Annotated in this window: 11 protein-coding genes and 1 riboswitch; of the genes, 4 read left to right on the forward strand and 7 right to left on the reverse strand. The window is 68.3% G+C overall.

What is annotated here, in order from left to right; genetic code table 11:
- The first annotated feature begins 33 nt into the window (after positions 1-33).
- Positions 34-118, forward strand: a riboswitch (ZMP/ZTP riboswitch).
- 37 nt (positions 119-155) lie between these two features.
- Positions 156-1,430, forward strand: a complete 1,275-nt coding sequence (gene glyA / locus ACFCYE_RS12360; protein ID WP_376179120.1) for a serine hydroxymethyltransferase — start codon at positions 156-158, stop codon at positions 1,428-1,430.
- Entirely contained in the window at positions 1,427-2,308 is an 882-nt protein-coding gene (locus ACFCYE_RS12365) for a bifunctional methylenetetrahydrofolate dehydrogenase/methenyltetrahydrofolate cyclohydrolase (RefSeq protein WP_376179121.1), read from the forward strand. Before glyA ends, ACFCYE_RS12365 begins: the two co-directional genes overlap by 4 nt.
- A 98-nt stretch (positions 2,309-2,406) precedes the next feature.
- Here ACFCYE_RS12365 and ACFCYE_RS12370 read toward each other — a convergent pair whose 3' ends face one another.
- On the reverse strand, positions 2,407-2,946 hold the full coding sequence (locus ACFCYE_RS12370; RefSeq protein WP_376179123.1) for a hypothetical protein: 540 nt from the start codon (positions 2,944-2,946) through the stop codon (positions 2,407-2,409).
- Positions 2,947-3,078: 132 nt separating this feature from the next.
- On the opposite strand from ACFCYE_RS12370, the gene ACFCYE_RS12375 reads away from it, so the two are divergent.
- Complete coding sequence (locus tag ACFCYE_RS12375) at positions 3,079-4,422, forward strand: anaerobic C4-dicarboxylate transporter (RefSeq protein ID WP_376179124.1); 1,344 nt, start codon at positions 3,079-3,081, stop codon at positions 4,420-4,422.
- An 18-nt stretch (positions 4,423-4,440) separates the two neighbouring features.
- On the opposite strand, the gene ACFCYE_RS12380 is transcribed toward ACFCYE_RS12375, so the two are convergent.
- From ACFCYE_RS12380 to ACFCYE_RS12405, 6 genes are all read right to left on the reverse strand, one after another.
- Positions 4,441-5,529, reverse strand: a complete 1,089-nt coding sequence (locus tag ACFCYE_RS12380; protein WP_376179125.1) for an N-formylglutamate amidohydrolase — start codon at positions 5,527-5,529, stop codon at positions 4,441-4,443.
- 39 nt (positions 5,530-5,568) lie between these two features.
- Entirely contained in the window at positions 5,569-6,300 is a 732-nt protein-coding gene (locus tag ACFCYE_RS12385; protein WP_376179126.1) for a DUF6882 domain-containing protein, read from the reverse strand.
- A 22-nt stretch (positions 6,301-6,322) separates the two neighbouring features.
- Positions 6,323-7,561 (reverse strand): MFS transporter, encoded by a 1,239-nt coding sequence (locus ACFCYE_RS12390; RefSeq protein ID WP_376179127.1) that lies wholly within the window; start codon positions 7,559-7,561, stop codon positions 6,323-6,325.
- Positions 7,562-7,693: 132 nt separating this feature from the next.
- A complete protein-coding gene (xylB, locus tag ACFCYE_RS12395; protein ID WP_376179128.1) occupies positions 7,694-9,022 on the reverse strand; it encodes a xylulokinase in 1,329 nt (442 codons plus the stop codon).
- A 1-nt stretch (position 9,023) separates the two neighbouring features.
- Positions 9,024-10,214: a xylose isomerase gene (xylA, locus tag ACFCYE_RS12400; RefSeq protein WP_376179130.1), complete on the reverse strand. Its 1,191-nt coding sequence runs from the start codon at positions 10,212-10,214 to the stop codon at positions 9,024-9,026.
- A 74-nt stretch (positions 10,215-10,288) separates the two neighbouring features.
- Complete coding sequence (locus ACFCYE_RS12405) at positions 10,289-11,287, reverse strand: LacI family DNA-binding transcriptional regulator (RefSeq protein WP_376179132.1); 999 nt, start codon at positions 11,285-11,287, stop codon at positions 10,289-10,291.
- A 152-nt stretch (positions 11,288-11,439) separates the two neighbouring features.
- On the opposite strand from ACFCYE_RS12405, the gene ACFCYE_RS12410 reads away from it, so the two are divergent.
- Positions 11,440-12,726 (forward strand): extracellular solute-binding protein, encoded by a 1,287-nt coding sequence (locus tag ACFCYE_RS12410; RefSeq protein WP_376179133.1) that lies wholly within the window; start codon positions 11,440-11,442, stop codon positions 12,724-12,726.

The raw sequence follows: 12,726 nt of genomic DNA on the forward strand, positions 1-12,726 counted from the left end.
CCAAGCGTTCCGAGCGATCTGATCCGCTATGCTCGAAACCGTCGCGACTGGCGTCTGGGTGGACTACCACCGGGGAGCGGCTTCTCATGGGAATCGACCGCGCGCCTGGGCCGATCAGGAACCACCCCCTTCCACCGTGAGATCAGGAGCACGTCATGACCGACCCGTATTTCAACGCACCGCTTTCCGAGGTCGACCCCGAGATCGCCGAGGTCCTCGAGCGTGAGCTGAACCGCCAGCGCGGATTCCTCGAGATGATCGCATCCGAGAACTTCGTGCCCGTGTCCGTTCTGCAGTCGCAGGGCTCTGTGCTGACCAACAAGTACGCCGAGGGCTACCCCGGCCGCCGCTACTACGGCGGCTGCGAAGAGGTCGACGTCGCCGAGTCCCTCGCGATCGAGCGGGCGAAGTCGCTGTTCGGATCCGAGTTCGCCAACGTCCAGCCGCACTCCGGCGCGACGGCGAACGCCGCTGTGCTGCACGCCATCGCGCGCCCCGGCGACACGCTGCTCGGTCTGTCGCTCGACCATGGCGGGCACCTGACGCACGGCATGAAGATCAACTTCTCCGGTCGGCTGTACGACATCGTCGCCTACGGCGTCGACCCGGAGACCTCGCTCGTCGACATGGACGAGGTCCGCCGACTCGCGATCGAGCACAAGCCGAAGGTCATCATCGCCGGATGGTCGGCGTACCCGCGTCAGCTCGACTTCGCGAAGTTCCGGGAGATCGCCGACGAGGTGGGCGCGTACCTGTGGGTCGACATGGCGCACTTCGCCGGACTCGTCGCCGCCGGTGTCCACCCGAGCCCCGTCCCGCACGCGCACGTGGTCTCGTCGACGGTGCACAAGACGATCGGCGGACCCCGTTCCGGCTTCATCCTCACCAACGACGCCGACCTGGCCAAGAAGATCAACTCGGCCGTCTTCCCCGGTCAGCAGGGCGGTCCGCTCATGCACGTGATCGCCGCGAAGGCGACCGCGTTCAAGATCGCCGCGACTCCCGAGTTCGCCGAGCGTCAGGAGCGCACCGTCCGCGGCGCAGCCCTCCTGGCCGAGCGCCTGGGCCGTCAGGACGTTCAGGATGCCGGCATCAAGGTCCGCTCGGGCGGAACCGACGTGCACCTCATCCTCGTCGACCTGCGCGACGCCGAGATCGACGGCAAGCAGGCTGAAGACCTGCTGCACGACATCCACATCACGGTCAACCGCAACGCGGTGCCGAACGACCCTCGCCCGCCGATGGTCACCTCGGGTCTGCGCATCGGCACGCCGGCGCTCGCCACCCGCGGATTCGGGGATGCCGAGTTCACCGAGGTCGCGGACATCATCGCCCTCGCGCTGCTGCCCGGTGCCGACGTCGCCGCTCTCAAGGCGCGCGTCGACGCGCTCGCCGCAGCCTTCCCGCTCTACCCGGGGCTGACCCAGTGACGGCTGTCGTCCTGGACGGCAAGGCGGCGTCCGCCGAGATCAAGGCGGAGCTGGCCGAGCGGGTCGCCGCGCTGAAGACGAAGGGGATCGTCCCCGGCATCGGCACTGTGCTCGTCGGCGCGGACCCGGCATCCCAGCTGTACGTCGGGATGAAGCATCGGCAGTCCGAGGCGATCGGGATGAACTCTATCCAGCGCGAGCTGCCGGCCGATGCCACGCAGGCCGAGGTCGAGGCGCTGATCGATGAGCTCAACGCCGATCCGTCCTGCCACGGGTACATCGTCCAGCTGCCGCTGCCGAAGCACATCGACACGGACGCCATCCTGGAGCGCATCGACCCGGCCAAGGATGCCGACGGCCTGCACCCGACCAACCTCGGCCGGCTCGTGCTGAACGTCAACGCGCCGATCCACACGCCGCTGCCGTGCACGCCCCGCGGTGTGATCGAGCTGCTGCTGCGCAACGACTACGACCTCACGGGCAAGCACGTCGTCGTCGTCGGACGCGGTGTGACCATCGGCCGCCCGATGGGGCTGCTGCTCACGCGCCGCGACATCAACGCGACCGTCACGCAGGTCCACACCGGCACGCCCGATATGGCGCCGTACCTCCGTCAGGCGGACGTGATCGTCGCAGGCGCCGGAGTGAAGCACCTGATCCGCGCGGAGGACGTCAAGCCGGGCGCCGCCGTGCTGGACGTGGGCGTCACGCGCGAGAGCGACCCCGAGACCGGCAAGAGCAAGGTCTACGGAGACGTGCACCCGGACGTGGCCTCGGTCGCCGGATGGATCTCGCCGAACCCGGGCGGCGTCGGCCCGATGACCGTGGCGCTGCTCATGACGAATGTCGTGGAAGCCGCGGAGCGCCTCGCCGGCTGACCGTCAGCGCACAGCGTCGGAGATATCCCGGATGTCGGGGCGGATCGCATGATCTGCTCCGACATCCGTCGTTTCTCCGACCTTCGGGACCGACGCGGCTACAGCTCGTCGAGCATCCGACGCTGTTCGGGGGTGAGTCCGTCGTTCGGCTCGGCATCCGCACGCGGTGTCGTCGGCTGCGGGGCAGCGGATGCCGCGGCATCCTTCGGCTTCCTCGCGCCGGCGACCCTGTCGTAGACGTCTGCGGCCTTGCGACGCAGCACGTCGTCGACCTGGTCGTAGATCACCCACCCGAGCAGCAGAAGCAGTGGCGGCAGGACGTATCCCCAGAAGCCGTTGATCGAGACCGGACTGAGCCACACAGTCAGCACCCAGATGATCAGCTCGACCGCGTAGACCAGCGCGTACTGGACGACCTTCTCGCCGGTCCGCGTGCGGTCGGCGGCCGAGCGCGCAGCCGACTTGCGGAACGCGCTCTTCAGCAGCGGCTTGATGAACAGCGCGGCGAGCGTCAGGATGACGGATGCCCAGAGCGCATGCCAACCGACCCGTACGCTCGGCAGCACCAGCCCGATCACGAGCAGGACGACGACGTTGAAGACGTAGAGCGCGCCGAAGCGGATGATGCCGTTCCTCATATGCCCAGGTTCGCATACTCCCGACCCGAGGCGAAACGTCACCGGGAACACGCCGTGGCACTGGGGCATGGTGCGCCGCGGCATCCACCGATAGTCTGACGCCGAATCCAGCGCCCGTTGAAGGAGCGATCGATGGAAGCCGTCCTGTTCATCCTGCAGTTGCTGGTCGTGCTGGGCTGCATCATCATGGGTACCCGCTCCAGCGGTGTCGGACTCGGACTCTGGGGCGGCACAGGTGTCGCGATCCTGGTCTTCGTCTTCCAGCTGGCCCCAGGCTCACCGCCCGTGGACGCACTGCTCATCGTGTTGTCTGTGGTCCTGGCGGCCTCCATGATGCAGGTCGCCGGTGGCATCGACTGGATGGTCTCGGTCGCGGCCAAGCTGATCGCGCGCAACCCCAAGCAGATCACGCTCGTTGCGCCGCTCGTGTCCTTCCTGTTCGCCGCGGGCGCTGGCACGTCGAACATCCTGTATCCGCTGCTGCCGGTCATCCAGGATCTGTCGTACCGCAACGGCATCCGTCCTTCGCGGCCGCTCTCGCTCTCCGTCGTCGCGACAGGGGTCGCGCTCGCCTGCAGTCCGGTCTCGGCGGCGATGGCGGCGATGGTCACGCTCACCGACGTGCCGCCGTACGATTTCGAGCTCATCGACATCCTGAAGGTCACGATCCCCGCCGCCGTCGTCGGCATCGTGCTCAGCTCCCTGGTGGTCAACCGCCTGGGCAAGGACCTCGCGGACGACCCGGAGGTCCAGGCGAAGATCGCCAGCGGCGAGCTCGCGCCTCCCCGCGCAGGTGCGGCTGAGGTCAAGGCCGATGTCACCGTGACGTCCGCCGGGCGAAACGCGGCCATCATCTTCCTCACCGGGGTGCTCGTGATCGTGGTCTTCGGGCTCTTCAAGGGGATCCGCCCGCTGGATGCTGCAGGCGACCCCGTGGGCATGACACCGATCATCGAGATCGTGATGTTCTTCGTCGGAACCGTCATCCTGATCGTCTCCCGCCCCAAGGTGGCCGACGTTCCGACCGCGACGGTGTTCAAGGCCGGCATGGTCTCGGCGATCGCCCTGTTCGGTCTGGCCTGGTTGACCGACACCTTCCTCAACGCGCATGTGGAATTCATCTCCGAGAGCATCGGCGCGCTAGTCGGGGCGGCGCCATGGATCTTCGCGCTCGGCGTGTTCCTCGTCTGCGTCCTCACGACCAGTCAATCGACGGCCACGCGCACGATCGTCCCGATCGGGCTGGCGGCCGGCATCCCGCTGGGCCTGATCAGCGGCATGTGGGCCGGCGCGTTCGCCGGCATCTATCTGCTGCCGACCAACGGATCGCAGATCGCCGCCGCCAACTTCGACACCTCGGGGACGACGAAGCTGGGCACCAAGCTCGTCGACCATTCGTTCTTCCTGCCGACGCTCATCCTCGCCGTGACGACGGTCGGCGCCGGCGCGGCGTTCGGCGCACTGTGGGGCGGATGATCGCAGGTCGCCGCCGCGTCAGAACTCGCGGTAGAGCTCCCAGGTGCGTCGGCACGCGGCAGCGATCCCATCGACGTGCGACCGGTCCTCGGTGATCCAGTCCCTTCCTGGTTCGTGCAACACGGCCACGGCCTCGTCGCCGAGCAGATACTCGCGGCGGAACTCGGCCTGGACCGCATCGAAGTGGGCGCCGCTGCGCTGCGCCTCGTCCGCGAGTTCGCGGAAGCGGACACCGGCGGCCAGGATCTCCTGACTGCCGAGGTAGGGCTTGTTCAACGCGACGTCGGTGGGGGAATCAGTCGCGAACCCCGCACGGTGTGCCTCGGCGAGGATGCGCAGGCGGCCGGGATCCATGGTCGGAGGATCGGTGGGATCGCGCTCCTCGCCTCTGGAATCCCCGCGGTTGGACAGCGCCACGACGTTCGGCAACCGATCCTTCTCGTCGCGCGGGACGTTCACGGCACCGTCCTTCGTCGTCGTGGTGTTCATGGTGTCGTGGAACGACAGCCGAGTGAAGCGGCCCCCTGCGGGGAGCTTCTCGGCGATGAACCGCTCGGTCAGATCGTCGCGGATGCGCTCGTACACGCCGAGTCCGCGCTCTGCGACCTCGACGAAGGCATCGACGAGGCGGCGGAGACCGGCATCCGAGTCGGGGAATTCGAGAATGGGGAAGAACGAGAAGGTCACGGGGCGGATCGCATCAACGCCGGTCAGATCGACCTTCTGCCATGCGCCGGCCGCTCTCGTCCGCTCGATCGCCTCCGTGAGGTCGGCCGCGACGTCCGCCGGTTTCGCGCGGTTCGGATCGCGCACCAACCGTGGATGCGGGTTGAGAACGGCGACCACGCGGGGATCCTGCGACGCCCAACGCCGGACGATCGCATCCGTGGCGACGTCGGTGAAATCGAACTGCAGCCGGCGCGTCAGCGCGGGGGAGAGGAACTCGGCGATCTCCGCGGGGATGGCGGCCCCGGCGTGCGGACAGCTGATCAGCACGTCGGCATCCCTGATCGCCTCGTCCAGCGTCCGGTCGCCGGCATCGGCGTAGACGACCATCTCGGCTTCGGTGAAGGTCTTTCCGGCGGGGATCAGCTCCAGAGCGGACATGCGCTCATGCTAGCGAGCAGCGGCCACTGAGCCCAGGGGTCAGGCGGGAGTGCTGCCGCCCATCGAGCCCTCGATGCCCGTGATGCGCGCCTGCTCGTCGAAGCGGAACGTCGCCGAACCCGACTCATCGCTGACGACGGCACCGGAGAAGGCTTCGTCGGTCCATTCCAGATTCCAGCCGGCCAGGCGCGCGGCGTCCCAGACCGACGAGCGGGCATCAGGGAGGTTCAGGGACGCGAGCATCCGGGGTGCGGCGATGACGGCATCCGAGACGGTCAGCGCAGCGAGCGGCGCGTCCAGCAGGAAGACGGCGCGGGTGCCGCCGCCGACCGGCGCGGAGTAGTACGGCGAGCGTCCGGTGATCTCGACGGCGACGGAGCCGATCACGTGCGTCGCCTGCGCGATCCACGCTTCCGTGTCGTCTCCGGCGTCATCGGGGAAGGGCAGCTCCGCGTGAGTCAACTCGGCGATGCCGTACTGCTGGCCGTAGTCGCGCAGCTGAGCGGCGACGCCCTGCGCGTCGCCCTGCGGGTGCGCCCATGCCCACAGCAGCGAGCGCGGACCAGGGGCGAGCGTCGCGATGAGGTGCGGGCGCGTGACGAGCTGCTTCGTCGCGTCGTCGTTCGCCGTGAACGTCAGGGTGCCGGCGTTCAAGTCGGCGTCCCATCGGTGCTCTCCGAGGGCGTCGGTCGCGTCGACGAGCGCGTCCTGGCGGAGGGCGGTGAACAGGGCGGCTCGGTCGGCCAGGGGCTGGAGTGCGGCGAAGCTCATGGCACCAGTCTGGCCTGGGACGCTATGAATCCGCCAGTTGCTTCTGGACCTCGAGGGGTCGTCCCATCCGCCACACGCTCGGCACGGCGAGCGTCGAGAGGGCGATGACGGCGTAGAGGATGCCGGACACGACGAGGACCGTCGTGACATCGGCGCTCGTGATGAGCCATCCGTATGCCAGCGTGCCGATCGGCATCACCACGAAGCTGCCCAGCATGTCGTAGCTCGACACCCGCGACAGCCGGTCGATCGGGACGTTCTCCATCATGGCGACGTTCCAGCCGGTGCTGAACAGCTCGTGCCCCGTGCCCGCGATGAACGCCGCGATCGCGAGCAGCACGACCGCAGGATGCACGCCCAGCATGGTGAGCGGGATCGCGAACACAGCCATGCCGATCATGCCGAGTCGCAGCGGACGCTTCAGCGGAACCCACATGAGCACGAGCGTCATCAGCAGAACGCCGACGCCTTCGGCGGCGAGGACCCAGCCCCAGCCGGCGATACCGAGCCGATCGTCGTTCTTCGCGATGTACGGGCCTGCGACGCTCCACGCTCCGACGTGGATCGCGTTCATCACCATGAAGGCGAGCACGATCGTCCACAGCCAGGTGCGACTCCAGAACTCGTTCCAGCCGAGTCGGAGATCGTGGAACAGCGAAGAGCTGCCGTCGCCCGCGGGCGGCGGCAGTCTGACGAGCGCGAGCACGGGAATGGCGATGAGCCATCCGAAGACCTGGACGACCATCGCCCACGCAGGACCGACAGCCGTGACCAGGATGCCGGCGATGATCGGGCCGCCGATCGTCACGGCCGAGCGCACGAACGAGAGCATGGCGTTCGCCTGCTGCAGATGCTCAGGCGTGGTGAGCTGCGGGATGATGCCCTGCATCGCGGGCATGACGAACGCGGTCGATGCTCCGGTCACGATCGACAGGAGCATGAGAAGGGGCACCGTGGCGGTGCCGGTGAACAGCAGAGTCGCCATCGCGCCGACGGACAGGATATCGATGACGTAGCAGGCCTGGATGACGAGTGCCCGCGGCATCCGATCGGCGACGACGCCTCCGAACAGGATGAACACGATGTTGCTCACCGTGAACGCGGCCAGCACGTAGGACAGCGAGCGGGCATCGTTGTCGATTTCGAGGACCGCGAAGGCGAGCGCGATCGATGACATCGAGCCTGTGATCATCGTGATCGCCCTGGCGATGAAGAACCACCGGAAGCTGCGGTCCTGCATCGCGGCGAGACCGCGGATCATCGTGGCGCTCTCGTCGGCATCCTTCTATCCTGGCACCCTTCCGCCTGGCGTTCGTGTCACTCCGACTGCTCGAAATCCGGCGAATTCGGGCGGACGAAGTGACACGTAGCCGGTGCGGTGACGGGGAAGGGGCTACCAGGAGGGGCGGTCGCCGGTGAGGGCCCAGGCCGCCTGCACGGCTGCGCCGAGGGCGACGTATTCGCCCGGCTCCGGGACGACGACGGGGGCGTCGAAGATCTCGGCGGCGATCGTCGAGACGGCAGCGCTCTGCGCTGCCCCGCCGATCAGGAGGATGCGCTCCGCGGTGACGCCGTGCTCGCGCATCGCGTCCAGGCCGAACGCCAGCCCCTTCAGGACGCCCTCGATCGCCGCGCGCGCGAGGTTCTCGCGCGTGGTCGATGCCAGCGTCATGCCCGACAGCGTCGCGGTGGCATCCGGACGGTTCGGCGTCCGCTCGCCCTCGAACCACGGCTGCAGGGAGAGGCCGTCCGCTCCCGCATCCGCCGCGAGGGCGAGGCGGGAGAACTCGTCGTGGTCGACGCCCAGCAGTGCTGCCGTGACGTCGAACACGCGGGCGGCGTTCAGTGTCGTGACGATCGGCAGGCGCCCGCCCGCGGCATCCGCGAACCCGGCGACGGTGCCGCTCGGGTCGCTGATGGCGACGTCGGTCACGGCGAAGACCGTGCCGGACGTGCCGATCGAGACCCCCACGTCGCCGCTGGCTGCGCCGATGCCGAGCGCGGCGGCGGCGTTGTCGCCGGCGCCGGCCGAGACGACGAGACCGCCCGGACCCGCCACATGCTCGGACGGACCGAGGATGCGGGGGAGGATGATGTCCGCGGCATCCCGTCGCAGCGCGAGCGCGAGCAGTTCGCGGTCGTACTCATCGGTCGTCGGATCGAAGTAGCCCGTCCCGCTCGCTTCGGACCGGTCGGTCACCAGCTCGGTGAGCACGGGGCCCCGCTGCGACTCGTCCGCCGGTCCGAAGCCGCGCAGGCGCCAGGTGAGCCAGTCGTGCGGCAGTGCGACGGCCGCGACCAGCGCGGCGTTGTCCGGCTCGGCATCCGCGAGCCAGCGCAGCTTGGTGACGGTGAACGATGCCACGGGCACGAGGCCGGTGCGCGCGGCGTACTCCGCGGCGCCCACCTCTTCGGTGAGCGCCGCGGCGGCATCCGCCGAGCGCGTGTCGTTCCACAGCAGCGCGTCACGGATGACGCGGCCGTCGGCGTCGAGCGCCACGAGTCCGTGCTGCTGGCCGCCGATGCCGATCGCCGCGACATCCGTCAGCCCTCCGGCATCCGACAGCGCGGTCTGCAGAGCATCCCACCATGCCGAGGGGGCGACCTCGGTGCCGTCGGGATGCGAAGCGCGTCCCGTCCGCACCACGGCACCCGTCGACGCATCGCGGATGACGACCTTGCAGCTCTGCGTCGACGAATCGACCCCGGCGACCAGCGTCATCTCAGCGGGCTCCGAGGAGGTGCTCGGTGGCGAGCTGCTGCAGGCGGACGAAGCCGAAGCCCTTGCCGCCCAGGTATGCGTTCGCGTCGAAGTCCTCGTACGCGGAGCGGTCCGCGAGGAAGGCGTCGTAGGACTCGCCCTCGTTCAGCGTCGGGGTCGACAGTTCGTCGACCTTGGCCGCCGCGAGAGCCTCCTGCACCTCGGGGTCGGCGCGGAATGCCGCGGCGCGCTCCTTGAGCAGCAGGTAGGTGCGCATGTTGGCCGCAGCGGACTCCCAGACACCCTTCTCGTCCTCGGTCCGGCTCGGCTTGTAGTCGAAGTGACGGGGGCCCTCGTACGCGGGGACTCCGCCGGGGCCGCCGTTCTCGAGCAGGTCGACGAGCGAGAACGCGTTGTGCAGGTCGCCGTGACCGAACACGAGGTCCTGGTCGTACTTGATGCCGCGCTGTCCGTTGAGGTCGATGTGGAAGAGCTTGCCGTGGAACAGAGCCTGGGCGATGCCGGCCGTGAAGTTCAGGCCGGCCATCTGCTCGTGCCCGACCTCGGGGTTCACGCCGACCAGCTCGGGGCGCTCGAGGGAGTCGATGAAGGCGATCGCGTGGCCGAGCGTCGGCAGCAGGATGTCGCCGCGGGGCTCATTCGGCTTGGGCTCGATCGCGAAGCGGATGTCGTAGCCCTTGTCGGTGACGTAGTCGCCGAGCAGGTTGACGGCCTCGCGGTAGCGCTCCAGCGCAGCGCGCACGTCCTTGGCGGAGTCGTACTCGGCGCCCTCGCGGCCGCCCCACATGACGAAGGTCTTGGCGCCGAGTTCAGCACCCAGGTCGAGCTGGCGGAAGACCTTGCGCAGCGCGTAGCGGCGCACGTCGCGGTCGTTGGAGGTGAAGCCGCCGTCCTTGAACACCGGGGCGCTGAAGAGGTTGGTCGTCACCATCGGGACGATCAGGCCCGTGTCGGTCAGAGCACCCTTGAGGCGGTCGATCTGGGTCTGTCGCTCTGCGTCGGTGGATCCGAAGGCGAACAGGTCGTCATCGTGGAACGTGAGTCCGTACGCGCCGAGTTCGGCGAGCTTCTCGACGGCGTGCACGACGTCGAGAGCCGGACGGGTCGGGCCGCCGAACGGGTCGGTGCCGTTGTAGCCGATCGTCCAGAGGCCGAACGAGAACTTGTCTTCGCGGGTGGGTGTGAGTGCCATGGCGCATCGCTTTCAACGTCGGTGGTGAATTGTTGTGAGCTAGAACATATCAACCCGACGCTTAATGCGCAATGTCAGCCGGCCGGCGCGGCGGTGGAGCTGCGGGTGATCAGTTCCGCGGGCATCTGGACGTGCTCGGCGTCGCCGCCGCGGAGCATCTCGAGGAGCATGCCGACAGCCGCCGACCCCATCTCCGCGAGCGGCTGGCGCACGGTCGTGAGCTGAGGCGTATGCGCGGACGCCTCGGGGATGTCGTCGAAGCCCACGACCGACAGGTCATCGGGGATGCGCAGTCCGCTCTCGGTCGCCACCCGCATCATCTCGATCGCGGACAGGTCGTTCGCGGCGAACACGGCGGTCGGTCGATCTGCGAGGTCGAGCAGCGCGTGCGCACCGTCCGTGGCCGAGGCGGCGCGATAGCCGCCCTCCGCGACGAGCGCGCGGTCGTACGGGATGCCGGCATCCTTCAGTGCCTCGCGGTAGCCGCGCTCGCGCTGGTGGGCGGATTCGAGGTCGGTGCGTCCGCGGAGGTGGGCGATCCGGCGGTGCCCGAGCGAGATCAGGTATTCCGTCGCGGCTCGGGCACCGGTGATGTTGGCCACGGAGACCGTGGCCGGTCCATCGGGGCCGGTGTGCGGGTCGACCGCGACCAGGGGGATCGATGCCTGCGTCGGCATCGCGGTCGGCGTGACGAGGATCGCGCCGTCGATCAGCGTGCCGCCCAGGCGTGACAGCGACCGGCGCTCCCAGCCGAGGTGATCGCCGGCCGAGACGCTGCCGGCGTAGGCGAGCACGTCATAAGGGGTGTCCTGCAGGGCTGCGGAGACGCCTCGGAGCAGCTGCAGGGCGAACGGCTCGAACTCGGCGACGAGCACGCCGATCACGTTCGTTCGGCCGCGCCGCATCGACGTGGCGACGAGTGAGCTCTCGTAGCCGAGCTCGGCCACGACGCCGAGGACGTGGGAGAGCGTCGCCGCGGAGACGCCGTCGCGGCCGTTGATCGCCTTGGAGACCGTCGCGACGGAAACCCCTGCAGCGAGGGCGACGTCGGTGATGGTGGGCCGTCGGTTCATGCGCTCAGCCTAACGAATGAATAGAAAACGTTATCGATATCGTTTGACATGTGCGTGTCGACGGTGTCAGAGTGGTGCGCACAACACATTGGTGTGGCTGGCAACAAATGCGTTCCGCCGGCTGCACGACTCGATGAAGAGGAGAACACAGCATGAAGATGCGCAAGGCATGGGCCGCCGGTGCGGCCGTCGCAGCGCTGGGAATGCTCGGCCTGACCGGCTGCACCGCCGGAGGCGGCGACGCGGGTGACGGCGGCGGCGAGCTCACGATGTGGCACAACTCCACCACCGGTGACGGAAAGCAGTACTGGGAGGACGCGGCGGCGGCTTTCACCGAGGAGAACCCTGACGTGACCATCAAGGTCACGTCGATCCAGAACGAGGACATGGACGGCAAGCTGCAGACCGCCGTCAACTCGGGCGACATGCCGGACATCTTCATGGCGCGCGGCGGAGGCAAGCTCGCCGACATCGTGTCGGCAGGCAAGGTCAAGGACCTCACCGACCTCATCGACGACGACGTGAAGTCGGCATTCGGCGACGCGTCGTTCAGCGCCTTCACGGTCGACGACAAGATCTACGGGATGCCCAGTGCCGTGCTCCCCGGCGGCATCTTCTACAGCAAGGACCTGTTCGCACAGGCCGGGATCACTGAGGCTCCGACCACGATCGATGAACTCGGCGATGCCGTGGAGAAGCTGAAGGCCGCCGGCATCCAGCCGATCGCGCTCGGTGCCAAGGACGCGTGGCCCGCTGCGCACTGGTACTACTTCTTCGCCCTGCGCGCCTGCGGCCAGGACGTGGTCCAGAACCTCGCCACCGATCCTGACTTCACCGACGGATGCTGGCTCGAGGCCGCCGAGAACCTCGACGAATTCGCATCGATCGAACCGTTCAACGAGGGATTCCTGACGACCTCTGCTCAGGAGGGCGCCAACTCGTCCGCCGGTCTGGTGGCCAACCACAAGGCGGCCATGGAGCTCATGGGCGCGTGGAACGTGGGCGTCATCGCGAGTCTCACGCCGGATCAGAAGCCGCTCGCGGACCTCGACTGGTTCCCGTTCCCCGAGGTCGACGGCGACGGCGAGCCCGGCGCGATGATGGGCGGCGCGGACGGATACTCGTGCTCCAACGACTCTCCGGCGGCGTGCGAGGAGTTCCTCAACTTCGTCTCGTCGAAGGAGTGGCAGGAGAAGTACGCGGTCGCGTTCCAGACGATCCCCGCGTCGCAGGAGGCCACCGGTGCCGTCACCGACCCGTCGCTCGCACCGCTCATGGCGGCGTACAGCGAGGCGCCGTACGTGTCGCTGTGGCTGGACACCTCTCTCGGGCAGAACGTCGGCAACGCGCTGAACACGGGCGTCGTCGAGATGCTGGCAGGTCAGGGCGATCCCCAGAAGCTCGTCGACGGCGTCGAAGCCGCCGCAGCGAGGGGCTGA

Source organism: Microbacterium sp. NPDC056234 (assembly GCF_042267585.1).
Lineage (GTDB): Bacteria > Actinomycetota > Actinomycetes > Actinomycetales > Microbacteriaceae > Microbacterium.

Bases quoted from the DNA above. Each gene is read 5' to 3' on its own strand.
- glyA (WP_376179120.1), top strand. From the start codon at position 156: ATGACCGACCCGTATTTCAACGCACCGCTTTCCGAGGTCGACCCCGAG.
- ACFCYE_RS12370 (WP_376179123.1), bottom strand. From the start codon at position 2,946: ATGAGGAACGGCATCATCCGCTTCGGCGCGCTCTACGTCTTCAACGTC.
- ACFCYE_RS12375 (WP_376179124.1), top strand. From the start codon at position 3,079: ATGGAAGCCGTCCTGTTCATCCTGCAGTTGCTGGTCGTGCTGGGCTGC.
- ACFCYE_RS12380 (WP_376179125.1), bottom strand. From the start codon at position 5,529: ATGTCCGCTCTGGAGCTGATCCCCGCCGGAAAGACCTTCACCGAAGCC.
- ACFCYE_RS12385 (WP_376179126.1), bottom strand. From the start codon at position 6,300: ATGAGCTTCGCCGCACTCCAGCCCCTGGCCGACCGAGCCGCCCTGTTC.
- ACFCYE_RS12390 (WP_376179127.1), bottom strand. From the start codon at position 7,561: ATGATCCGCGGTCTCGCCGCGATGCAGGACCGCAGCTTCCGGTGGTTC.
- xylB (WP_376179128.1), bottom strand. From the start codon at position 9,022: ATGACGCTGGTCGCCGGGGTCGATTCGTCGACGCAGAGCTGCAAGGTC.
- xylA (WP_376179130.1), bottom strand. From the start codon at position 10,214: ATGGCACTCACACCCACCCGCGAAGACAAGTTCTCGTTCGGCCTCTGG.
- ACFCYE_RS12405 (WP_376179132.1), bottom strand. From the start codon at position 11,287: ATGAACCGACGGCCCACCATCACCGACGTCGCCCTCGCTGCAGGGGTT.
- ACFCYE_RS12410 (WP_376179133.1), top strand. From the start codon at position 11,440: ATGAAGATGCGCAAGGCATGGGCCGCCGGTGCGGCCGTCGCAGCGCTG.